Here is a 23118-nt window from a genome sequence, read left to right on the forward strand (position 1 = left end):
TTTCTTATGCGTGAGTCACAAAAACCCAAGATGTTAAGTATTTTGTTTGAACAATTATGGAACTAAGTAAAATATCACTGACCACATAATAAGAACGTATCGGTCCGTTCAATCACGCAGAATTTTCCTCGAGCACATAAACGATTTCCTCCCGCAAAAATCATCGCAAAAAAAAGGGAACATACATAGTATGCTCCCTTTCTATTCAAGCTTTGATTAAAAGTAACTAGTTAAAAGGCTTACTTTTCAAATCGAATATTGTCTAATTTAAAACTCATTTCTCCTTGAGGCTCAAACACTAAAAGATTAGTGATCACTGTAGGATCAGCTTGATTCCCACCAGCAAAACGGTTGTCTCTCTTTAAAATGTCAGCTATTGGAATACGTACCGTCTTCCATTCATTCATTACTGATAGCGGCACGGTATAGTCACTTGTTTTCGGCCAGCCACTGTCCATCTTAACCAGTAGTTCAACCCCATCAGCCATACTCTCAACTTTCAAATCAAAGACCAGTTCACCCGTTTCTTGCCAATGTGTCACATCCGTTACAGGAGAACGAAAATAGATATTTCCTGCTCCTTGACTCTTATTCACTTGTAGCACTGTTCCACGATCTGGTTCGGTCAGTTCTTGATAGTCAACAATATCCAATGGGTCATAACTTGCATAAGCCAAGCTTGCGTTAAGAGTTTCGGTAAAAATCTCCAACGTTGGTCCATCGGCATAACTATCATCGGTTGCTAAGATCTCTGGAGCTTCGTGCCCGATTACTTGTATTGCGTGTTCAGAACGACTTGCACACCCTTTTCCTTTCCAACGATCAACCTTACAACGGTAAACCTTTACTGAATCAACTAGCATTGTTTTCGGAAACAAACCTTCGTCGATTCCTTTATCATTTGCGTTTGCTGACCACGCCCCACCGACAGCCAAGTTCAATAACAAATGAAACTTTTCATCAAACGGAGCTGCTCCACTCGCATTAATGAGTTTCCCTTCTTCCGCTTCATATTGGCTGTACCAACCCTCTTGAGTTTGAGTCGCGTAATGAATATTGTCTACATACCAACGAATTTCACCTTCTTCCCACTCAATCGCGTATGTATGGAAGCCATCAGTAGGGTTCACACCATTTGGCAATATCGCGGCCTGCCCTTTATAAACATTGTCTGGCCAATTTCGTCCGTAATGTAACGTCCCATAGACTCGGCTCTCTAGATCATCATTTTTCGCTCCCGCCGCATCTGAAAGTGTGTTTAGGTTAACCGCTTCCATAATATCGATTTCGCCAGAAGCTGCCCATGAGCCATATTTATTATCGGTTGGCAGCATCCAGATTGCGGGCCATGAACCTTGTCCACCAGGTAACTTTGCTCTGATTTCATAACGGCCATATTTGTTGTCACGCTTGCCTTTGCTGCTCAATCTCGCAGAGGTATAAGGAAGAGTCTTCGTTGCTCCACCAAGCGAGCCTTCAGCATTATCAGGCCCAGTATGACTTTTCTTCAGCGCGACAATGTGTAAAAGGCCATCTTTAACAAACGCGTTATTCGGATCATCCGTATAGCACTGTTGTTCATTGTTCCCTCCTCCCCAGCAGTTCGCTTCTAATGACCAATTGCGTTTATTTATTTGCTCACCGTTAAACTGGTCTTCCCACACCAATTGCCAATCAGAGCTTGAAACAACCGGTAAATGGGATAGCACAATCGGCTTTTCGGTTTGAGCTAAGTCGGCACTGCCAGAAGCCGGTAGTTCTACCGTCGTACAACCGGACATCAATGCCGCGGTAGTCAAAGACGCTAATATTTTTACCTGAGTGTTGAGATGTTGCATTACAGCTCCTTGTATCACGACCTTCCAAACAGGCGACACGTAATATGGGTGCCCCATAAAGATAAAATCGATTAATGAGTGACTTACGAACATGACACGGAGATACCATGCTCGCCTTTATGAAAATGAGTATATAAAAGTGCCTAGCGTTAAAAAGAGACCATGATCACCCAAAGAAAGCGCTTTCTTGTTTGATTTCACATTTTGTTAAAATTGATTGTAATTCGAGCAGAACCCCAATTAAATTTCATTGCGGATCGATGAATTAATTTCCTAAGAGGCCTATATTTACTGGTGTCTTTTTAAAAAATATCTGTTCAATACTCAAAAAGTACGTTTTCTTTGATAACAGCACCAAAGAAAACGCTTTCTTGATATTTTATGGTGTCTATGAAAATATCCGTTATCTTACTTTGTATGCTTAAGAATTAAATTAAGCGTTAAGCAGTTCAGAGTTTTCAAATATTAATCATTGGATTACTAGGCTCGTGCAAACCACAAAGGTAATATAGCTTAGTTAACTCCTAATAGAGATAAGGCCACTACCATTGATCACCATTAAAGAAGTATCTGAACTTGCTCAAGTTTCTCAATCAACCGTCTCAAGAGCATTGAATGGTCACCCTACGGTAAAAGAGGCCAATCGCGAAAAAGTATTCAAAGCGATTGAGCAGTTAGGTTACAAACCGAATGCATTTGCCCAAGCTCTAGCATCTAGCCGTTCAAATAGTATCGGCATGTTAGTCGGCTCACTTGATGGCCCTTTCTATGGCCCATTAATGCACACGGCTGAAGATACTGTTCGCCAGAGCAATATCCACTTGATCGTTACCAGTGGCCAAGAATCACGCACCAAAGAGCTAGACTCCATCCAGTTTTTGCAATCTAAACTTGTGGATGGCCTCATTGTTCACTCAGACAAGCTCAGTGATGACGAACTGATCAAAATAGCGAAAGGCAGTGAAACAATGATTGTTCTCAACCGTTTTATTCCTGAGATTTCTGATCGCTGTATTTACATTGATAATGAGCTTGGTGGCTACCTTGCAACGAAGCTCTTACTTGAAAACGGGCATAAAAAAGTCGCTTGTATAACAGGCCAGTTGAGTAAAGTTGATAGTAGAGATCGCTTTCAAGGGTATCGAAATGCCTTGTTAGAGTTCGGTATCGAATACAACGCAGGGCTGTTTGTAGAGGGGCGCTTTGATCATCAAGGCAACCACGACGCTGCGCGACGCTTGTTAGATCGAGACCCGGAGATCACCGCAATTTTCTGTCAAAACGATAACATTGCACTTGCGGTATATGACGTAGCAGCAGAGCGAAACCTCATTATTGGGCGAGACCTTTCGGTCGTAGGCTTCGATAACGATACTCATAGCCAGCATATTCGTCCTCGCTTATCGACGGTCGACTTTCCTGTCCATGAAATGGGAGAAGAAGCTGCAAAAGGTGTTTTATCGTTAATTAATAAACGCGACTACCCATTGAAGCACAAATTAACCCCGACATTGATTGTAAGAGAGTCCGTGGCCAAGCTTTGATTTTCGTAAATCAAACACCCTATTTTTACACTTATAAGAAAGGCTCTAAGTATTCACTTAGAGCCTTTTTATTTCACTTTAAACTAGAATTAGAGTAACTGGTGCTTTGACAATACGACAACAACTTTCTCAATGAGACCACTACGAGAAAAGAGCTGTGAAGCCATTTCATGATTTAGCGTTAACGATGCAAATGCCTCACTTGTTCCGTCTTTAAACTGAACTTCAATACCCTGTGTTGGCTCATCATTGAGTTGGTAAATAAATGGTACCTGACAGTAAGTAAACGCCAGTTGCCCAGCCTGAACAATAAAGCTCTGCATTTGTCCTTCAATATTTTGGCAGTCAAAAGTCGCCGCTTTTTGCAAGAACTCTTTAGGATTAAGAAGTGATGGGTTAATTACAATAGTGCCATCAACGACCTCTAGACCTAGCTCTCCAAAACGGGTAATCACTTCCTCCTTAACTTGCCCTGTCATCCCTGGCTGCTGTGCTCCAGAGTGCTTTGGCGTATGAGAATACGGATCCGTCGGAAACGCACCGTAGTTTTCCGGTGTTTTGTTGAAGCCAATACCAGCTCTCACTTTGTAATAGTAATCCGCTAATTTAAGAGTTTCCTTACTATTAGAATCCATACTCCAAGCATGCTGATAATTTTCTTGCACAGCTAGCAGCAACTTAGAAACCATATGCCAATAGATACAACCTAAACCTTCATAACCAAACATGGTGCCCGAACGCCCAGTAAAGGCTTTATGGTTGAATACACGCTCATACAAACTAGATACATGACAAAATTCATCATCACTAATTGACGGGTAATCGGCTTTAATTTCATCAATCGCAGTCTGAAGGAAACCTTTGTTTTCAAAACTTGAATTGAAATGGTAAGAACCTTTGCTGTCTTGGTTTACTAATCTGTTATCTTTGGCAACAACCATCATGCTTAACAATTTGCTCTGATCAATGTCTTTAGCGTCTAAACAGTTTTTGTCCATAAAAGAAGCCAGCTCGCGGTCAGGGTAAAGCATGAAGCTATTTTGATCAGCACGATACATATCACTGGCAAACAATTTATCCAACAAATCAACCGCTTGTTTAGGTGATAATAGACCCGAACTTAATACTGCAACCTGTCCTTCTAGCATCGGGTAAAGCTCTTCAACCATTAAGCTCTCACCAGAACAACTCAAGATGTTATACGCATTATACAAACCGTCTTCACGCAAGTTGTTTGTAATCGTAGAATCCAGGATTTTTAAGCTCGCGCCCATCAATTGAACAATCGCTTCTTTCTCAACTTTCGTTTTCCCTGAAAATCCATTTACTCGGTAAACACGCTCACGATAGTTAGCAGCAGATTTAGCCAGCTTAGTCAGCATTGCTTTGCGAGTTTGACGAGTTACCGTATCTTGACGAATCTCTGTATTTGCCTCTGAAACAATCTGTGTAACAGAAGACATCCACTCAAACACTTCTTTGGAAATACTGTATGAAGATGGTGACTTCTCTAACAGGCGCTGCATAAAGGCAACATAGCGACGCATGTAGTACAAGGTTACCATTGACAGACCGTTGCCAACGATAGCGTTGTTTGCATCATTCCATTCTGGACGTTGTGTATTGAGCCAAATACCACCATCAAGCACTAAGTTACTCAATTTCGCCAACAAAGGTACGAGTATCTTCTCCATTAAGTTGACCATATAAACTTCTTGGTCACCCGTCATCAACAAGCGACCGTCACTGCCTAAACTCTTGACACGTTGCTCTGTCAGTTCCTGCAGGTCTTGGTTGAACTCTACGGTATCTTTAGGGTTATCAAAGAGACCTTGCACTCCACAAAGCTCGTAAGGCACATTGGCATAACTAAAAATGTCACTTTCTAGTAATTCGATAAGATCGCTTTGCTCAAATTTGTCTGCCAGCTCAAGGAATTTTAATAGATAGATGATTTGATGATCGCCCCAGTAACCAATGTTACTCCAAGGATCATCCGCCTCTAACAGCTCCCAATCTACACCATCTTTAGTGATTCGATACGGATTGTAGCCGTCCACCGTTGAAGCATTAACAAACTTAGAGATGAATGATTTGATGAACCCAGGATAACTAAGAGCCATCGCTTCCCAGTTTTGGAAAATATCACGCCAGTTGCCTTGATAAGAAAGTAAGCGTTCGCCATTTTCATCTTTGAGCTTAATCTCATAGTGGTTCCAAGGGCGACTAGGGTCACCATGACGACGTCCAAAAGTAAGCGGTAGATACTCATAGCTCAATCGAACTAATTGAGAATCTCCTGTCGCTTTAGCGCGCGAAACTAATTCGGAATGGCTGAAAACCTCCCCTAACTGTTCAAAAAAGTCTTGATGGCGGCCAACTACCTGAGAGTTGGCCTTTTCCATAGTTTTAACTACGTCAGCCTTTTCTAACATATAGCCGTTTTCAAACACGCCACCACGCATGTTATTGAACAACACATTGGCATAATGGTGAACGCTTGTATTTTCTTCAGCTGTTATTTGCCACGCATCCGCGCCAGACATCAATGTGATCAATTCATTTTGATTATCTGCAATGCTCTTTTCTAAAGCTAATACTAGGTTAGCAGGAACAGAGAGCTCAGATTGAAGCTGACAGATATCGGAATGAGTCTTGTCTATATCAGCGACAATCGACCAAACTTTGGTTTGATGTGCTCGCAGTGTCAGAGACTTATGAACTAAATAGCTTCCTCTAATCCCTTTAGTCAAAGGCTCACTTTCAATCGGTCGCCCTTTTCTAAATGCATTCACCTGAGTGCTAGTCAGTAAAATTTGGCTAGTTTCTGTTTCTAAACTAAAGACTGTCGTCGCCAGCAAAGATTCAGCAGGGTCCGCTCTATCGCTCAATTTGGCATACATGCTGAATAGTGCTAATGAACTACCATCAACTTGCTCATTCCACTTGTACGCATCAACTAATGCGCTTCTTGTTTGGAGTGCTGATAGTGGAGCGCCTGAAGGTAGTATATTTTGTAAGCCATCTAGCGCTTCAACTTTACGCTCGAAGCTCGCTAAATTGGTCAGCTTTGAACGACGAATAAAGCCGTATTTCTCGCTCGTATTCCAGCTGTATTGGAATTTCAGTTGCAAAGTATGGTTTGTTTCTTCAAATACGATCTTGTCTCCAATCGTATTTTTGTAAAGGTTACGTTCAACCTGGAAAATCCCATCATGAAACGTGTTGAACGGTTCCCAAAGTACAACCTTGTCACCGTGTTCAATGCGAAAAATGGATTTCGACCCGGTATTTTCAGCGTTTTCATGAATATGGTCGACAGACTTATAAGGGAAAAGCGCATTTTCCGGACGAATGCGTCCTGCTGAAAGGCTGCCTGTCGATGAAATAAATAACCAGTGATCGCTCGACGATACAACGCTAATAAAAAACGGCGTCATTTGGTCAACATTAGAGATTTGGTAGTAACGCTCACCATCTAAATCAACGAACTTGCCATCGACTTCAGATGTGAAATTATTGTCTTTTTTCATATCAAAATTCCAAAAAGATTCTTACTTTTAAATTTTTGAAAGCGCTTTCTTTTTGCGTTTCAAAAAAGGATTAAAGGTTTATAGGTTTATAGGTGATGACAGCGAGCAAAATGCTCTTCTGCAATTTGAGTCGGTTCTGGGATCGATTGCGTGCAAAGCTTATCGGCTTTCATACAACGGCTTGCGAACGGGCAACCGACACTACTTGGCTTCCAAGAAGGGATATCGCCCTTTTTCACATTCATATCGCGCTTACCTGATTTACCGACTTCAGGTACCGCTGAAAGCAACAGCTGAGAATATGGGTGTTGTGGATTCTGCGTTACATTGTCGCTATTGCCCCACTCCACCATATGTCCAACGTACATAACTGCCGTTTTCTCAGCAAAATAACGCGCCGTCGCGATGTCATGAGTAATGTACATAAACGAAATACCATGCTTATCTTTCAAGTCAGCCATTAGGTTTAAGATGCCTAATCGAACGGACACATCAAGCATTGAGATAGGCTCGTCCGCCAATATAACTTCAGGACTCACTGCAATTGCACGTGCGATAGCCACACGTTGTCGTTGTCCACCACTCAATTCATGGGGGTACTTCTCTGCTGTCTCTTTTACTGGCGTCAACCCAACCATTTCAAGGAGTTCATAAACAAGGCTAGGAACCGCATCTTTTTCTGCTCGCTTATGAATAAGTAATGGCCGCGCAATATGGTGGTAAATCGTGTGTACAGGATTCAACGAGCCAAACGGGTCTTGAAAAATCATTTGCACTTGGCGTGCATATTCAAGCTCACCATGTTTTTCAATATAGTCAGATAATGGTTCGCCCTTAAATTCAATATCCCCAGCAGTTTTATCGTAAATGCGAGTAAGAATTCGAGCACCTGTACTTTTTCCAGAACCAGATTCGCCAACAATCGCTAATGCTTCTCCTTTTCGAAGATCAAATGAAACATCATTAACCGCTCGCATCATGTTGCTTTTCACTGACTGGCCAAGTGGAAAATCTTTTACCAAGTTCTTAACTGATAAGATAACTTCGCTTTTATCAACGTTATTTAAAGTATTCATAATCTTTCGCTCAAACTAGATGACAAGATACGTGATGCCCAGTCGCAACTGTGCCTAAACGAGGTTCACTTTTGATGCACATTGAAATGCATTCGCCACATCGCTCTTGGAAGTTACACCCCTGAGGAGTGTCGAGTAGGTTGACGGGATTTCCAGGGATCCCATACAAGCGTTCTTTTGGTCCGTGAATAGTCGGGAATGAAGAGATAAGCCCTTTGGTATAAGGATGCTTGGGGTCACTAAATACCGTTTTAGCATCACCTAACTCAATAAGGTTACCCGCATACATCACGCCAATTCGATCAGCAATCTCACCCATCAAACTTAAGTCATGGCTAATAAATAGAATGGAGAAACCAAACTTACTCTTAAGCTCATACAGTTCATTCAATATTTCACGTTCAACAACCACATCGAGTGCCGTCGTTGGCTCGTCCATGATGATCAGTTTAGGCTCCAACGCCAATGCAATTGCGATAACAACACGCTGGCGCATTCCCCCACTCAGTTGATGGGGAAAGCTCGACATTCTATCGCCGTGCATCCCGACCGTTTCTAATAAATCAACCGCACGCTCATGAGCTTGCTTATAAGGTGTCTTTTTATGCGCGAGAATAACGTCCGTTAACTGCTCACCAATAGTAATGACAGGGTTAAGTGAGTTCATTGCGCTTTGAAAAACAATAGAAACGTCATTCCAGCGGAAGTCACGTAACTGCTTGTTATTCATTTTTAAAACATCTTGCCCTTTGTAAAGTATCTCGCCTTCAGAGATAAGAGCCGGTGCTTTATGGAGCCTTGATATTGCAAAAGCCAATGTACTTTTACCGCAACCAGACTCACCAGCAATACCGAGCGTTTCTCCGGGCGCAATGGAAATACTTACGTCGTTTACGGCTCTCGCTACACCATTAGGAGAAACGTAATCAACACACAGATTATTAATTTCTAGTAGCTTGCTCATTATAAACCTCGGCGTTTGTCTGCTTCTTTTTTAAGTTTGTGCCACAATTTGATGTGTGGGCCCGTACGTAATTTAGGGTTGCTCACTTGGTCAATGGACATGTTAATCAGTGCTAATCCACCACCAGTAATCGCTAACGCTAATGCAGGAACCATCATTTCCCACCATGCTCCGGTATATAGCGACGAAGATGTCTGTGCCCAATACAACATTGACCCCCAACTCACTTCCGTTGCATCACCTAAACCTAAAATACCAAGACCAGCTTCAGACCCCATTGCGTAGATAACCGTGCCAAGGAAGCCACCAAAAACAATCGAAACTAAGTTAGGTAAAATCTCGACTAAAATAATACGAATTTTTGATTCACCCATAACCTCTGCAGAAATGATAAATTCTTTGCTTCTAATTGCCATGGTCTGTGCACGAATTACCCTCGCCCCCCAAGGCCAAGAGGTTATTCCTAACAACATAGTGATAACCAACGAACCGACTTGCCCTAAGAATGCAGCGAGAACAATCAGCAAGGGTAGCTGCGGAAACACGAGAAATACGTTAGTAATAAAGTTCAAGCGCTCATCAATTTTTCCGCCAAAGTAGCCAGAAGAAACGCCGACTAAAACTGCGATAGTCATTGCAATTACACCCGCAGAGATCGCGACAGTCAGTGACTTTCTCGCCCCAAAAAGAACTTGGCTATACACGTCTCGTCCACTACGAGTTGTGCCCATAATATGTTCAGCACTTGGTGCTTCATGCGGGCGCGCAACACGCTTTTCGGGATTGTGCGTTGATAAAACAGGGGCAAATAGTGCACCAGCTAAAACTATCGTAAGTAAAAAAGTACCGATGATTGCTGGTGGGTTACCGTAGAAAAAAGCATAGGCTTTACCTAATGTTTTCTTTACATTTTTCCACGACCATTTCGGCTCACGTGCCGGTATATTTGTTCGCTTCGAAATTTTTTGAGTGTCAATTAAGTTATCCATGATGTGCCTCAATTCGAAATTCGTGGATCAAGCCAGACATACAGTAAGTCGGCGATAAAGTTAGCAACAAGCACTGCGGTCACTAAAATAAGAAGAATGGCTTGAATCAAAGGATAATCTCGCGCCACAATTCCCTTAAGAAGAATGTTGCCCAAACCTTGGTAGTTAAAGACCACTTCAGTCATGATTGAGCCAGCGAATGAGAAGCCGATTGCCATAGCAATAGCGGTCGCGACAGGAAGAATGGCATTTCGACCAGCGTATCGAGACATCACACGATAGCTGCTCAAGCCTTTGGCCTCAGCCATTGTCACGTAATCCTCTCCCAAGACATTGATCATCGCATTACGCATATTGAAGACCCATGTTGCGATTCCAACCAAGACCATAGAGCCCATTGGAAGCACCGCGTGTTTAGCCACACTAGAAACAAATTCCCACGTAAAACCGGGCTCAAGTGACGGGTCGTAAGTGTAAGCCAAAGGTAGTAAATCTAACTTTAGACCGAAGAAATAGAACAACAGTAACGCGGTTACGATATACGGAAAGTTGCTAATAAAAGCCAAGACTGGAGGAACAATTTGCCCAAACAGCCCTTCACGTCGATATGACGCATAAGTTCCAATGCTGACACCGATGATGAGAGCGACAATGAGCGAACCAAGCGCCAGAAACATAGTCCACGGCAGTGCCATAGCAAGCACATCAGAAACACTAATAGGAAACATCAAAATAGACGGCCCCAAATCAAGCGTAAATACACTCTTCATATATGCAAAGTATTGTTCGAAAACATTACCATCAACAAAACCATACATCTCACGAACCGCATCCATCTGAGCTGGATCCATACGACCTTGAGCAGCAGCAAACAGAGCATCTACTGGGTCACCAGGCATTAAGCGAGGCAACATAAAGTTAAACGAGATAGCAATCAGAAAGGCTGTGAAATAAAAACCGAATCGACGAAACAGAAATGACATAAATATCTTTTAACCTAAGAGCCGCAACTTACGTTACGGCCAAATTAGAAATAACTTACTTAAGGTGTAGGTTGTTGAGAATGATTACTCGCTTACCACCGTCGTACCATACTGGTTGTACGTATGGGTTTTCAGCGCTAGGCCAACCGACAATGTTCTTAGTGCTGTACTGGAACCAAGTCGGGTTAGAGAACAGAGGAATAAACGGAAGATTTTTAGCCGTAAATTCTTGAAGCTCGCTCAACACTTCTTCTTGCTGTTCAGCGTCACCAATTTTGCCGAAGCTATCGATCAATGCATCGATCTCTGGTGAATTAACGCCATGACCAGCATGCCAAGTTTTTCCGATACGTGATGTCGAGAAGTACTCTTGATAAGCCAAGATTGGGTTAGTCGCAACCATTGACCAGTTGATAGACATTGTGTATTTACTGTCTTTCAAGTTGCTATCATAGACAGACCAGTCAACCGTTTTGATATTCGCTTTTACACCAACCTCTTCGTAGTACTCAGATACCATCTGAACAACTTGAATCCAGTCAGTCCAACCCGCAACGACTTCAATGTCGAACTCAAATGCTTCGCCATTTTTCTTTTCACGGAATCCATCCCCGTCTTTATCGACTAGACCAACTTCGTCAAGTAAAGCTTTCGCCTTTTCAGCGTCGTATTGTGTCAGATCCGCGTATTTAGCAGATACAGCTTTGTCGATATGCGTTTCGTAAAGCTCAGCAATACCACCAGCATTGTAGTTAGGCGTTGGGTAGCCGTAAGCTGCAATATCGACGATAGTTTCACGGTCAAGTGCCATAGATAATGCTTGGCGAACGCGAAGATCATCAAAAGGCGCTTCTTTAGTATTTACGTAAAGATGAATCGCATCGTTAGCGGGGTACCAGAAATGATGGTTTTCTTTATCAACACCAACAAACGTTGACTCAACGTCAGCGATAAAGTTTGAACCCCAATCAATTTCACCTTTAATTAAGGCCGGTTGGATTTGAGAGTTATCATTGTAAGAACGGAAGTTCACACAATCTAGGTACGGGCGGTTCTCTAGGTAGTAATTAGGGTTTCGGCATAGCTCCATCTGTTGCGGCTTGATGTATTTAACTGTGGTCATTGGGCCACTGCCTACTGGGTTCAAGTTGGTGAACGTTGTCAGCTCTTCAACTTTCGACCAAATATGCTTCGGTACAACGTGGTAGCGCTCTAGGTTCCAAGCGAAAGTAGAATCAGCTTCCGCCAGTGAGAAGACAACGGTTCTCTCATCAGAAGCAGTAACTTCTTGCAGGTTACCCGCTGACCAAATACCTTTTTGGTCAAATGCTGGAGCGTCTTTAGTTAGCATAAAGCTAAACACAACGTCTTCTGCTGTTAGTTTAGTACCATCAGACCACTTCAGGTTTTCACGAAGCTTAAGAGTTAGTGTCTTAAGATCTTCTGAAAATTCAACTGATTCAGCTAATCGGTAATCAACATCACCCGTCATATTGTTAAATACAACTAGAGGTTCAAACATCACACCGTGAAGTAGGTCTTTAGTTGTGTACGGGTTGAAGTTTTCAACAAAGCCAGTATTGATAATTGGCACCGTTAGCGTACCGCCCTGCTTTACTTCATCTGCTTGTACAGATGCTCCAAATAAAGCTCCAATAGCGAGCGAAGCAATCAATGTCTTTTTGTGCATCACGTTGTCCTTTTTAATGATAATAACCAGAAAGAAAGCGCTTTCTTTTAACTTTAAAAAAAGGGGGTGCTTTAGTATTTACTATCGGTTACTCATTTCAAGAAACCGCTTTCTTTGGGTGGATAATAAGCTGATTCTATGATTCTTCAACTTACAATTGAATGAAACGAACCATAGATCACAAATTTAAAACAGACAGAGAGCGGATATATATAACAGTGCCATTCATCACATTAATTACCAATATAACAATAAAAGCTTTATAAAACAGTAAATTAAATAAAGCACCAAAGTGACCTCATCATGAATAATGATCATCTATTTTCTTTGTCATTTATCAGCTTGTACGCTTTCTCAAATAGTCTTTTCATCACCGTTCTCCATTTTCATAATCTCCAACTATCTATGCTCCTCTCAAAAACTCAAGAAAGCGCTTTCTTGAATTTCAAACCTATGACAGCATATCAAGATTAAAATATGAGTTAGCCCTTAGGACAGATATGTTTAACTTTTGGAATGGCAATAAATCAAATAAAAGACAGCACTACGAATTCGAATTGATCCGCAGCTTATTGAATTGGAATTCAAATGAATCTGTTGTCGTTCACGACGACAAGACCGATTTTCCGAGAGCAGAGGATGAGGGGAATATATTCAACAAGGATTATGACGTACTCGTTACAGTCGCAGGGAACAAAAAATTTGCAAACAAACCTTTAATCAAGCTCAACTCTCCAATTTGCAAAGGATTACTTGGGCACCGTATTTTAGTCGTTCGGGAACAAGATCAACCTACATTCCATCATATCCATAGTGATCAATTGAAATCACTGACAGCTGGAGTTCCGGCGACATGGGCTGACGCTGAGCTGTTTAGAGCAAATGGATATCGAGTACTAGAGCAAGGAACGTTACCAGAGGTTCTTAAACTTCTCTCAAATAAAAAATGTGATTATGTGTCACTCGGCGCCAATGAAGTAGAAAGTATATACCAAGAACACGCAAGCTTGCTGGAAGGGCTAATGATAGAAGAAAGCACCTTGCTTTATTACCCTCTTCCTTTGGTCTTTTATGTACACCCAGACAAAGTGCAATTTGCGCAATTATTGGATGATAAGCTTCAAGATTTCATATTCAGTGGTGAGTTTGATTCACTGTTTAACCAGCATTTTGGAAATGTGGTGAGCTCAACTAGACTAGAAAGCCGTAAGATCATTAACCTCACCAATCCAGAGTTGCCTGACGAGTTTGGAGCATTTCAATCTCAATTCGCCTCATAAACATAAATGGTAATGACAATAGAGCCCTAACTTGCCCTAAATCTATCGAAAAGTTACGAAAACAACACAATGACCCTCGAAACGATCTTAATCTAGGGTCATTGAGCCAGAGTAGAGGCTACATTATTAACTACGTACATTTATAGATAACGATGAATACTCAAGTCATCTGTTTTGATATCACTTGAAGAACCACTGACTACGCTTGCCAAGATCTTTCCTGAACCACACGCCATCGTCCAACCTAATGTTCCATGGCCCGTATTGGTAAATAAGTTCTTAATCGGAGTCTTGCCGATAATAGGCGTGCCATCTGGCGTCATTGGTCTTAGTCCTGTCCAATACTCTGCCTTAGAAAAATCCCCGGCTTGAGGAAAGAGGTCTTTGATCACCATATCAATCGTGGCTTTACGTTTTTCAGGAATGAGATAATCAAAACCAGCAAGCTCTGCCGTACCCGCAATGCGAATGCGGTCATCAAAACGAGTCATCGCCACTTTGTAGGTTTCATCCATCACGGTAGAGGTCGGCGATTTATCAGCATTCACGATAGGCAATGTCAGCGAATACCCTTTGACTGGATAGACAGGAATAGACAGGTCGACTTGCTTCAACAGATCACGAGAATAGCTACCAGACGCGACTACGTAAGCGTCCGCTTTGAAGTCACCTTGAGTCGTGGTAATACTTTCAATGGTTTGATTCTGATGATTGAGCTTGACCACTTCAGTATCAAACACGAACCTAACACCGAGTTGCTTGGCTTTCTCAGTTAAGGTTAAACAGAATTGATGGCAATCACCGGTTTCATCATGTGGTAAATACAGGCCACCTACGAGCTTATCTTTCACGTCTGATAAACCAGGTTCGATGGATAGGCACTGCTCAACATCAAACAACGAGTGCTCAATTCCACTTTCTTTAAGCAGCTTCATATCTTGCTGAATGAAATCCAATTGCTTCTCGCTTCGAAACACTTGCAACGTCCCTTTCTGTCTGCCCTCATAAGCCAGTTCTTCACTGGTTCTCAGGTGAGTCAGACAATCACGACTGTAATTTGCGATTCTCAGCATGCGCGATTTATTCTGTGCGTATTTGGCTTCATTGCAGTTGGCGAGCATCTTAGACGCCCAAGAAACCAATTCAGGAGAAAGTGACGGTTTCACTTTTAATGGCGCATGTTCTTGGGTGAGCCACTTCATCGCTTTTAAAGGGATACCGGGGGCGGCCCATGGGGAGGAGTAGCCGTAAGAGATTTGGCCAGCATTCGCAAAACTGGTTTCCTTACCACTGCTATCTTGACGATCGATAACCGTCACCGAGTGACCTTCTTTCGCCAGGTACCAAGCACTAGTCAACCCAATAACACCGCTGCCAATTACAATAACTTCCATTCTCTTCCCCTAATACCTGACAAAGCTAAACCTGTCGAACACAGCTGTCAGTCTAAAACTCGTTTCGTTAATGCTTTGTAACTTATTCCGCATATGTTGACTTAACAATAGAGATAGCGTTGACAAAAACTCAATTCTACTTAAAAACGAATTCGGCAGTTTGGAACTGTGACATTTGCGGTATTTGGGAGCTTGGGAGGGATCGTTACATAAATCTACTATGCCTAGATATTGTAAGCGTCATGACTCAAGAAAGTGGCGTTTTCAAGTAAGAAATCTAACAAGGTTTCGGCCTGTAGCGTGAGTGCGCGGCCTTTCAAAGATTGAACCTTAACGGTTGCCTTCGATAAGATATCCAACTCGGTCGCAACCACTTCAATCTGTCCGGACTTTATCTCATCGATCACGGTGAGTTTGGGCATAAAGGTTACACCCAAACCTGCTGAAACAAAGTTAGTCAGTGCGGTCACCGAGTTAGTTTGAAGCTTTGGCTGCAAGGTAAGATGGGAAATTTGTTCGGCCTGCTTTACCAGCCTCCCCATGCCGGTCGAATTATCAATCAAGGCGAGAGAGGCGTCTTGAATATCTTGCATTACCACAGGCGATTCTTTCATCGTAAGGAAGTGTCCTTTCGGAGCAATCAATTCCAGCGGATGGCTACGTTCAACGTGGGAGTGCAGTTTAGGATGTGGAGCAGAAGCATAGGTTATCGCAAAATCTATCTGTTGATCTTCCAACATCTTGACCGCGTCCAATGCCCCAGCAATCTCAATAGAAAGGTTGATATCAGGATAACGAGTCATGAAGGTTTGCATCGGCTTTGACACCAAGTTGGTAATGAACCCTTCACCGATGGCAATGCTGACATTGCCTCCTTTGAGGTTTTTAAGCTTGGTTAGTCGAGCAAGTACTGCGGCCTCTCCACGAACAATGGAACGGTAGTAATTCAGCAGTTCATTACCCGCTTCGGTTAACAGTGATTGGCGGTTATTGCGCTCCCATACTTTCATTTCCGCTTGCGCTTCTAACTGTGTCAGCATTCTACTCATCGCGGCAGGGTCAACGTTCATCATCTTAGATGCCTTACGTAACGACCCGTATTTCGATAAAGCATTAAGGTATTCCAGCGCGCGGATATTAAAGTGGTGCATTCAACTTCCTTGTGATTCAACTGACACTGATTCAAGCGTCTCATAAAGTTGCTACGAACATGTATCCCAATTTATCAAGATCGCGTTTGCACTTACTAACTTGTGCACCGAGTCACTTCAAGCCTGCACATCAACCGTTGATACACGTTGTACCGTTTGTTCTAGACACAACACTAATTCTATCAAACTGATTTCAAGGTACCCGGTATTGTCAGCAAACCGTTTAAACGCTGAGTACTAGACTCGGTCGAATCAAATCATAGATGTAATCTAGTTCATTACTTTTCTGAAACTTGCTGTTGATGATGCCACCAGCCATGTGAGAATGCCCACCTCCAAAGCCAATCCCTTTATCGTTCAGTGCTCTTTTAACTATATTGGCGACATTGTTATTGGAGCACTCTGAACGAAGAGAAATAAAGGTTTTCTCATGACTCCTAGCAGTGAGGACGACGATATCAAGCTCATCAACACTTAATAGAAAATCTCCTAATACACCGAGCATATTTTTAGGACAACCTTCAGGAAGCACCGCAAATGCTGCATTTTTTTCACGGCGTAAGTTAGTCAACATTGAATTGAAAAGTTGCAATTCGTGGAACTCGACCTGATTACGACAAATCTTGTTGACCATGGCATTGTCTGCCCTCTCTTGAAGGTACAGCAGTGCTTTCAGATCAGCCGCTCCTACAGCCCGAGTAAAGTTAGCGGTATCAAAGCTCAAACCGACCAATAGTGCTGTTGCAATTTTTTGTGGCATCGGCAAAGAAAAATAGCGGTAATACTCAACCATCATGGTTGCTGTTGCGCCATAATTTGCTCGCACATCTGAGTACCATACAAAATCAGGTACTTTGACTTGGTGATGATCAATCACTGCGACTTCTAAACCTGGAACATCGGTAACGTTCTTTTCACCAATACAGCCATCAACAACAATGATCTTGTCGTCAGGCTGTAGCTTCAAGTCTTTTGGTTCATAGATTGGAATCTCCAACCAATCAATTAGGTTCCTAAGGGACACTCTATCGATGTAGCCATGGAAGGTAATAAATGTTTGAAATCCTTCCTTTTTTAATAGGTAAGCTAGAGCGTACGCCGAAGACAATGCATCATGGTCAGGGAAGTCATGAGCTTGGACAATGATTCGTTTATTGCCTTTGAGTCTTTCTAGAAACGTATCGAATTTTGAATTTGCCATAATCCAACTGCTGATAAAGCTCTAGCTTTGTAAGAAGCCAGAGCTAATGTGTTAATGGTTAACTCTTATGAATCAAACGGTACTCTGCACTCGATAAAATCGCTTCTTCAAGCGCATCGACACCTAACGTACTGTAACCATAAAAGTTTGGTTTGGCGCTCAATCGCAAAGACTGTACGCTCGTTACTACATCTTCATCCATCGTTAATGAGTCAACGACGGCGGCAAGCAAATTTCTATTACCTTTGGTCATTGGCGCAATAAATTCACTAACGCCACTAATTGAAGAATAGAGATAGCCGAATTCCCCACCGTTATTTTCTTCAATGTAATAATTACCAGTTCTAGCGAACGACGCTCGAATTTCATTAACACTTTCAATGGTATTAAAAGGCTGATTGAAAAACTCTACACCACCTGCATGTTCTCGTGTTTCAGGTACAAAACCTTGATCAGGAAAGACGAGGTAAGCGACAATAGCGTTATCTCGGGTAATTGCAGAAAGAATGAAGTTATCGTCTTGGTAATACTTAATGACGTCATTCGTTGAAGCGCGTTTGATATAGACAGGCGCACCAAAAGTTTGATCTAAAGCTTCAGCGGATGAACGAATATATATTCTCTCTAGCTTTCTATGAGATGGAATATCTGTCATTTGAGAAAGACCAAAGTCGAACATCTTTTCCAATGCATCAAAGCTGTCATTAAAGCCACCCAAAGCAATAGAAATAACCGATACCAAACCAATGGTACGAGCTAGACCGCCTTTCTTTTGCTCTTCTAACAGAGACTCTTGTGTCTCTTGCAGTTCTTGTAATTCGTCTTGAATATCTTTAGAAATATCAGCACTCTGTTCTTCAGACATTTTTAACCTTTAATCTCATCAATTGTATCCATCAATGCATCTTTGCCATCTTCAGCACGTTCCTGCACTCGATCAAAAGCATCGGTGTCCATGATATCTTCAATTTCGTCGCTGTAATTAAGGCCTAGGTAAATACCAATAGCGATGAAAAATAAAGCAAAAATCTTAAACATATTTAGTCTCACCTCTTCAAAAGTTTTACTTATATAATGCGATACGACTGTTCACTTTCTTCAAATAGTTTTTGGTTTCATCGTATGGCAACTTCGCAACTAGGTGGTTGTACACCTCTTCTGGAGTCATTTTGTTGATCACTTTGGATGCTTTGCCGATACTCGTTGAGCGATCTTTGTTGAATGCCCGGGCAACGTTACCAGCGCCAGTGTTATAAGCCGCAATCACACAGTACAAACGACTTTCATCATTCTCAATCTTACGCAGATACTTACTATTTAGGATATCCAAATAAGCGGTACCGGTTTCAACATTGATGACAGGCTGATACAAGTCCGAAACCTTCATTGGCGCATCGATATTGCGAACTTGTTTGTTCACGTCATGCCCCGCACTGGTTGGTACCACTTGCATCAAACCAAACGCTGGTACGTGTGATTTAGCATCAGGGCGAAAAGCGGATTCAGAATGCATAATTGCCATAATCAGTGCTGCATCTATTTCCCAGTTTTTACTTTCTTTCTCAGCTAAAGCACTGTATTTGCTTGCGCGCGCTTTTAAGCTGTTTTCAGGAAGTTTAACTTTGTAGGTGACCACCTTTTTAGGTTTCACTGGCGTAGCAGCCACTTCCACTCCAGGCTGAGGTTTCACAGCGTGAGTTTCAGGTGCTTTTTCAGCTGCGCCCTCTACGGTCATTTGAACCACTTTCGAAGGTTGCTTTGGTTCTGCAACTGGCTCTGATTTCACGACTTCCTTAGGGGATTCTACTTTTTCAACCAGTTCAACGATTTCAACCTGAGGTTCTAGTCGTGTTACTTCAATTCCGTGTTTAGCACGCATTTCATCGTACAGCTTAGTCTGTGCTGCAATACGCTGTTGCGCTTTGCTCAGGAGTGCCAGTTTTTTGTTGTGAGCACGCTGATAAATGAATGAATCCGGAATGCCCGTGTTTGATTGAATAAGACGCTCAGCTTGAACATCAAGCTCATTCATTTGACTTCGCGTCTGTTCGATTACAAAGTCCTTTTCTTGTTGCTCTTTTTCCCAAGAGTACAAAGCCTCGTGGTCTTGAGCTTTCAAGTCTGATAGCTCTACCACTTGCCCTGCAACTTCCACCGGGATTCCCTTTACAAGATCATCAATCTCTTCTGCACTGCTGTCTTTATCAACTAAAACAGAAACGGTCGCCGTATTATTTTCATAATCCACAGCGGTTTTAACTTGATCACCTTGGGAGTATTCAACTTGTGTGGTTTGAGAAGAAACCTCCCCTTCACCCCACGTTTTAATAAGGTCTGTACGACGTTCATCAAGCTGATTGGTGTATTCGTCGCGCCATTGTTCATACTCATCCAAATACGCATTTACATAAGCATGGAACTCTTTGAGCCTTTCTTCTTGGGATTGACTGGCATTAACCACTGCATTGTTTAACTGCTGTTTCTGGTTATCTGACACCGCAAGCGTAGGGAAACTAATTGCCATAGAGATTGCTATCGCTAACCCTGTTTTGGTGATCGTTTTATACATAACTAACTCCGAGATTGCATTGTCTCGTCCTAAAATACATAGAAACAAAAGGCCACTCAATCGGCGGCCTTGTCACTTTAACTAATCGTCATACCACGATTATTTTTTCAAAGCATCGAATGCCGCTGCAAGATCTGTAGCTGCTTTCTCGTTGTTGAATTGATCCCAAAGTGCAGAATCTTCACCACCGACTTCGTCGATAACCTTATTCATGTTCGCATCATAAGCCGCTTGGTCCATGCCAACTAGAACGTACAAGCCACCAGTAGGGCTAGCTTGACTTACAATGACACGGCTGTTTGTGAGCGTTTTGTTCACTACGGACTTAGTGATATTTTCAAACGTCTCTTTAACTTCTTCTGTTACTAACGTTAAACCTTCAGCAGAAGAGGTTGATGTTACGCCCTCTGTCGCAGCCTGGAATAAGTTACTTACGTCAGTTTCGAATTCAGCTGCAAGGTTCACACGCGCATCATTCACGGCGATCTTGCGCATAACGCTCATACCCGCAGCGCTTTTCTTCGCGTATCCCTTAGCAGCTGTAGCGATATCTGTAGGAATCACGTCACAGATCCAACCCGGTGCCGATACGGTTGGTGCATCAGGGAAAGTACAGGGGGCAAAATTTTGAGCCTGTTCAACCGTGCTGTTGTTACTTTGACAACCAGCAAGAACGGTCACTAGTGATGTTGCAATAATTAGTTTTTTCATAACTTACAGATCGGCCGTAAATTTTTCTATTTCACATTCAAAATCTAAAAGTGGGCATTTGATACCTGATGCATCAACTTTGCCCATAGTGCCCTTCTTAACCTTCAGTGACGTTTCTTCGTCAATTACAACCCAAGAGTACTTGTCGGTTACGGCATTGATCTCATTATCTACAACATAACCCTCACCGATTGGGTGAATTTCAGTTTCGCCTTCAGGCGACTTGAATGCATTTGCGAATAAGATATCAGCGCCAGGTTGAACCTTCTGTTTTTTGCCAATTGCTAAGCGCACTTGAGTACCGACCTCACAGTGGCGCATCTCTAGAACTGGGCCACTTGCTGCTAACATTTTTTGGATTTCAGTCGAGTAAGTTACGGCCTCTGCAGCCGCTTTAGCTGCCATCGACGTATAGGTCGAATTACTTATTGGGCAACTTGAATTACTTGTTTCCGTTGAAGAATATTCGTCGCCTTCAAGCTTAATGCGTTTAACAACATCCATACTTGGTAGCGCAACTACTTTTGCTACAGCTTGGACATCGAAATCATAACTACAAGACGCCGGAACAACTTTAGTTTCACCCTCATCATTTTCATACGTACGACGCTCACTGAATGACTTACTTAAGTCTGCTTGAGTAATTTCTGTAATGATTGCGTAGTCTGCGATAGGCACTCCTTTGCTGCTTAAACGACCACTCTGCTCAGCTAATTTGATTTCGCCTTTTACTTTATTAGCAATTTTACGATCAACAAGGTCTGCGCCGGTTTCATCGATTTGTGTTTCCAAAGAGTTACGCATTGCCGACTGCATGTTTTTTGCAGCAGAGTTTTTAAACTCAAGCTCTACTGGAAGGACAACGACTTTCGTATTGTCTGAAGACGGCAGCTGAACATCTGCGGTTTCAATATCTACACGAGTGTCAGGAGTACAAACCAAAACCTCATGACCAGCACAGCCAGCCAAACTCGTTATTACAGCAGTAGCCATCAACGTTTTTCTTAACATTATTTCTCCGAATATCATCAGTTAATTAAATTTTCAGGTAGGGAACCGAACTTATTATTTGATTAAGCCTAATGCCGTCCAAATCCCTTTTTCTTTTACTTGCTCATTTAAATGGCGAGCAGCGCCTTCATCCGCGTACTTAAAGCTTATTACTGAATTACCCGTCGATATAATTTCACTACGAGAGATTGTTTTTGCTTTCATATTGATCACTTTAACGTCTGAAATCAGTGTTGAAATAAATGCATCTCCCACTTTATTTCGTCGGCGTTCTGAATCAACGTGCAGTACGTGAGTTTGATTTCTTCTCTTGGAAGTTGAGGTAGCAATATTAAATTCCGATAATTGCTCACCTAATAACTGAGTCGCTTTCTGTGAGTTTCTGTCATAAGAAAGACGAATATTAATCTGGCTGCTTATATTTTTATGTGTCGCTATAAGTTGATCGATAGAACGAGCATCGACTTGATATCCTGGTTCTAAAGGCGTAAGCATTGCTGTTCTTACCGAAACCTTATGCTGCAACTGGGAGGCACTTCGGTTGTCTAGCCACCATAACAATTTATCTTGATGCTCAAGCGCGACAAGTTTTGCTTCAGAGCTGCGGTTCATCTCTTTTATTTCACGAATCAATTGCTGCGTTACTAAGTTTTTTTTAACCCTAACCTCGACAAAAGCACCAAGTTCACTCTCTTCCATTTGCAGATATTCAATACCATTGAGGGTTAGTGATTCGGTTTTTGTATTTACTTTGTTATCTACTAGGCTATTTGAAAACCCAGCACCATTCGTTTCACGCGCGGTTTCTCGCATGTAAAAAGAAGATTCAACTTGAGTCCAAAGCTTTTCATTGATGTTATTGACCGCAATCTTTTTTGCGTGAGACAAGGTCCTTGCCTGTGCCACTGCATAAATATACTCATTAGTGTCTACTTGAGGTTTTAAATACCAAGCTGGTTTAGTTGATTGGCAACCAGTAGTAAATAAAAGTCCGACAACCACGGAGAATACTAGAAGTTTTTTTATATTTGAAAACATATGGCACTAAGGTCTAATAAATTTTCCGGCATGTTATAGCGTCACTAAATAACATTCAAATCGCCCTACTGAGAGAGTGGCTTATTTTCAACCACAAAATGTACATTATTTAAGTAATCATGAATCGACCATTAGCCGTCAGGCAA

General features: G+C 42.2%; 18 protein-coding genes. 2 read left to right on the forward strand and 16 right to left on the reverse strand.

What is annotated here, in order from left to right; genetic code table 11:
- Positions 1–239 precede the first annotated feature (239 nt).
- A complete protein-coding gene (locus AC3CIA_RS10150) occupies positions 240–1838 on the reverse strand; it encodes a family 16 glycosylhydrolase (protein ID WP_488518079.1) in 1599 nt (532 codons plus the stop codon).
- A gap of 548 nt (positions 1839–2386) precedes the next feature.
- Here AC3CIA_RS10150 and AC3CIA_RS10155 point away from each other — a divergent pair.
- On the forward strand, positions 2387–3382 hold the full coding sequence (locus AC3CIA_RS10155; RefSeq protein WP_146455857.1) for a LacI family DNA-binding transcriptional regulator: 996 nt from the start codon (positions 2387–2389) through the stop codon (positions 3380–3382).
- 89 nt (positions 3383–3471) lie between these two features.
- Here AC3CIA_RS10155 and AC3CIA_RS10160 read toward each other — a convergent pair whose 3' ends face one another.
- The 6 genes from AC3CIA_RS10160 to AC3CIA_RS10185 form a co-directional block, all read right to left on the reverse strand.
- On the reverse strand, positions 3472–6915 hold the full coding sequence (locus AC3CIA_RS10160; RefSeq protein ID WP_488518080.1) for a hypothetical protein: 3444 nt from the start codon (positions 6913–6915) through the stop codon (positions 3472–3474).
- 86 nt (positions 6916–7001) lie between these two features.
- On the reverse strand, positions 7002–7991 hold the full coding sequence (locus AC3CIA_RS10165) for an ABC transporter ATP-binding protein (RefSeq protein ID WP_054547312.1): 990 nt from the start codon (positions 7989–7991) through the stop codon (positions 7002–7004).
- A gap of 10 nt (positions 7992–8001) precedes the next feature.
- Positions 8002–8955, reverse strand: a complete 954-nt coding sequence (locus AC3CIA_RS10170; RefSeq protein ID WP_054547311.1) for an ABC transporter ATP-binding protein — start codon at positions 8953–8955, stop codon at positions 8002–8004.
- Entirely contained in the window at positions 8955–9944 is a 990-nt protein-coding gene (locus AC3CIA_RS10175) for an ABC transporter permease (RefSeq protein ID WP_054547310.1), read from the reverse strand. Before AC3CIA_RS10175 ends, AC3CIA_RS10170 begins: the two co-directional genes overlap by 1 nt.
- Before the next feature lie 8 nt (positions 9945–9952).
- On the reverse strand, positions 9953–10927 hold the full coding sequence (locus AC3CIA_RS10180; RefSeq protein WP_048659636.1) for an ABC transporter permease: 975 nt from the start codon (positions 10925–10927) through the stop codon (positions 9953–9955).
- A gap of 55 nt (positions 10928–10982) precedes the next feature.
- Positions 10983–12617, reverse strand: coding sequence for an ABC transporter substrate-binding protein (locus AC3CIA_RS10185; protein WP_054547309.1), 1635 nt, complete (start codon positions 12615–12617; stop codon positions 10983–10985).
- A 500-nt stretch (positions 12618–13117) separates the two neighbouring features.
- Here AC3CIA_RS10185 and AC3CIA_RS10190 point away from each other — a divergent pair, with 500 nt between their 5' ends.
- Entirely contained in the window at positions 13118–13897 is a 780-nt protein-coding gene (locus tag AC3CIA_RS10190) for a type 2 periplasmic-binding domain-containing protein (protein WP_237300154.1), read from the forward strand.
- Between the two features lie 140 nt (positions 13898–14037).
- Here the strand turns inward: AC3CIA_RS10190 and AC3CIA_RS10195 are convergent, their stop codons facing one another.
- The 9 genes from AC3CIA_RS10195 to AC3CIA_RS10235 all read right to left on the reverse strand — a co-directional run bounded on the left by AC3CIA_RS10195 (position 14038) and on the right by AC3CIA_RS10235 (position 22972).
- Complete coding sequence (locus AC3CIA_RS10195) at positions 14038–15291, reverse strand: D-amino acid dehydrogenase (RefSeq protein ID WP_171310820.1); 1254 nt, start codon at positions 15289–15291, stop codon at positions 14038–14040.
- A 224-nt stretch (positions 15292–15515) separates the two neighbouring features.
- Positions 15516–16442 carry a LysR family transcriptional regulator gene (locus AC3CIA_RS10200; RefSeq protein WP_488518081.1) on the reverse strand — a complete coding sequence of 309 codons (927 nt, stop codon included), beginning with the start codon at positions 16440–16442 and terminating at the stop codon, positions 15516–15518.
- Between the two features lie 223 nt (positions 16443–16665).
- Positions 16666–17643 carry a DHH family phosphoesterase gene (locus AC3CIA_RS10205; RefSeq protein ID WP_065204879.1) on the reverse strand — a complete coding sequence of 326 codons (978 nt, stop codon included), beginning with the start codon at positions 17641–17643 and terminating at the stop codon, positions 16666–16668.
- A 58-nt stretch (positions 17644–17701) separates the two neighbouring features.
- Entirely contained in the window at positions 17702–18508 is an 807-nt protein-coding gene (locus AC3CIA_RS10210) for an ETEC_3214 domain-containing protein (RefSeq protein WP_065204880.1), read from the reverse strand.
- 2 nt (positions 18509–18510) lie between these two features.
- Positions 18511–18681, reverse strand: coding sequence for a hypothetical protein (locus AC3CIA_RS10215; protein WP_488518082.1), 171 nt, complete (start codon positions 18679–18681; stop codon positions 18511–18513).
- A 25-nt stretch (positions 18682–18706) separates the two neighbouring features.
- Positions 18707–20212 carry a transglycosylase SLT domain-containing protein gene (locus tag AC3CIA_RS10220; RefSeq protein WP_488518083.1) on the reverse strand — a complete coding sequence of 502 codons (1506 nt, stop codon included), beginning with the start codon at positions 20210–20212 and terminating at the stop codon, positions 18707–18709.
- 99 nt (positions 20213–20311) lie between these two features.
- Positions 20312–20923 carry a lipoprotein gene (locus AC3CIA_RS10225; RefSeq protein WP_428785679.1) on the reverse strand — a complete coding sequence of 204 codons (612 nt, stop codon included), beginning with the start codon at positions 20921–20923 and terminating at the stop codon, positions 20312–20314.
- Between the two features lie 3 nt (positions 20924–20926).
- Positions 20927–21934, reverse strand: a complete 1008-nt coding sequence (locus AC3CIA_RS10230) for a hypothetical protein (protein WP_428785678.1) — start codon at positions 21932–21934, stop codon at positions 20927–20929.
- A 54-nt stretch (positions 21935–21988) separates the two neighbouring features.
- Positions 21989–22972: an LPP20 family lipoprotein gene (locus tag AC3CIA_RS10235; RefSeq protein ID WP_488518084.1), complete on the reverse strand. Its 984-nt coding sequence runs from the start codon at positions 22970–22972 to the stop codon at positions 21989–21991.
- Positions 22973–23118 lie beyond the last annotated feature (146 nt).

This window comes from Vibrio sp. QJM3NY_27 (genome assembly GCF_057785955.1).

Excerpts from the sequence above, each read along its gene's own strand:
- AC3CIA_RS10225 (WP_428785679.1), bottom strand. The coding sequence starts at position 20,923 with ATGAAAAAACTAATTATTGCAACATCACTAGTGACCGTTCTTGCTGGT.
- AC3CIA_RS10195 (WP_171310820.1), bottom strand. The coding sequence starts at position 15,291 with ATGGAAGTTATTGTAATTGGCAGCGGTGTTATTGGGTTGACTAGTGCT.
- AC3CIA_RS10210 (WP_065204880.1), bottom strand. The coding sequence starts at position 18,508 with ATGTCTGAAGAACAGAGTGCTGATATTTCTAAAGATATTCAAGACGAA.
- AC3CIA_RS10200 (WP_488518081.1), bottom strand. The coding sequence starts at position 16,442 with ATGCACCACTTTAATATCCGCGCGCTGGAATACCTTAATGCTTTATCG.
- AC3CIA_RS10175 (WP_054547310.1), bottom strand. The coding sequence starts at position 9,944 with ATGGATAACTTAATTGACACTCAAAAAATTTCGAAGCGAACAAATATA.
- AC3CIA_RS10220 (WP_488518083.1), bottom strand. The coding sequence starts at position 20,212 with ATGTATAAAACGATCACCAAAACAGGGTTAGCGATAGCAATCTCTATG.
- AC3CIA_RS10190 (WP_237300154.1), top strand. The coding sequence starts at position 13,118 with ATGTTTAACTTTTGGAATGGCAATAAATCAAATAAAAGACAGCACTAC.
- AC3CIA_RS10205 (WP_065204879.1), bottom strand. The coding sequence starts at position 17,643 with ATGGCAAATTCAAAATTCGATACGTTTCTAGAAAGACTCAAAGGCAAT.
- AC3CIA_RS10160 (WP_488518080.1), bottom strand. The coding sequence starts at position 6,915 with ATGAAAAAAGACAATAATTTCACATCTGAAGTCGATGGCAAGTTCGTT.
- AC3CIA_RS10150 (WP_488518079.1), bottom strand. The coding sequence starts at position 1,838 with ATGCAACATCTCAACACTCAGGTAAAAATATTAGCGTCTTTGACTACC.
- AC3CIA_RS10215 (WP_488518082.1), bottom strand. The coding sequence starts at position 18,681 with ATGTTTAAGATTTTTGCTTTATTTTTCATCGCTATTGGTATTTACCTA.
- AC3CIA_RS10170 (WP_054547311.1), bottom strand. The coding sequence starts at position 8,955 with ATGAGCAAGCTACTAGAAATTAATAATCTGTGTGTTGATTACGTTTCT.
- AC3CIA_RS10230 (WP_428785678.1), bottom strand. The coding sequence starts at position 21,934 with ATGTTAAGAAAAACGTTGATGGCTACTGCTGTAATAACGAGTTTGGCT.
- AC3CIA_RS10235 (WP_488518084.1), bottom strand. The coding sequence starts at position 22,972 with ATGTTTTCAAATATAAAAAAACTTCTAGTATTCTCCGTGGTTGTCGGA.
- AC3CIA_RS10180 (WP_048659636.1), bottom strand. The coding sequence starts at position 10,927 with ATGTCATTTCTGTTTCGTCGATTCGGTTTTTATTTCACAGCCTTTCTG.
- AC3CIA_RS10165 (WP_054547312.1), bottom strand. The coding sequence starts at position 7,991 with ATGAATACTTTAAATAACGTTGATAAAAGCGAAGTTATCTTATCAGTT.
- AC3CIA_RS10185 (WP_054547309.1), bottom strand. The coding sequence starts at position 12,617 with ATGCACAAAAAGACATTGATTGCTTCGCTCGCTATTGGAGCTTTATTT.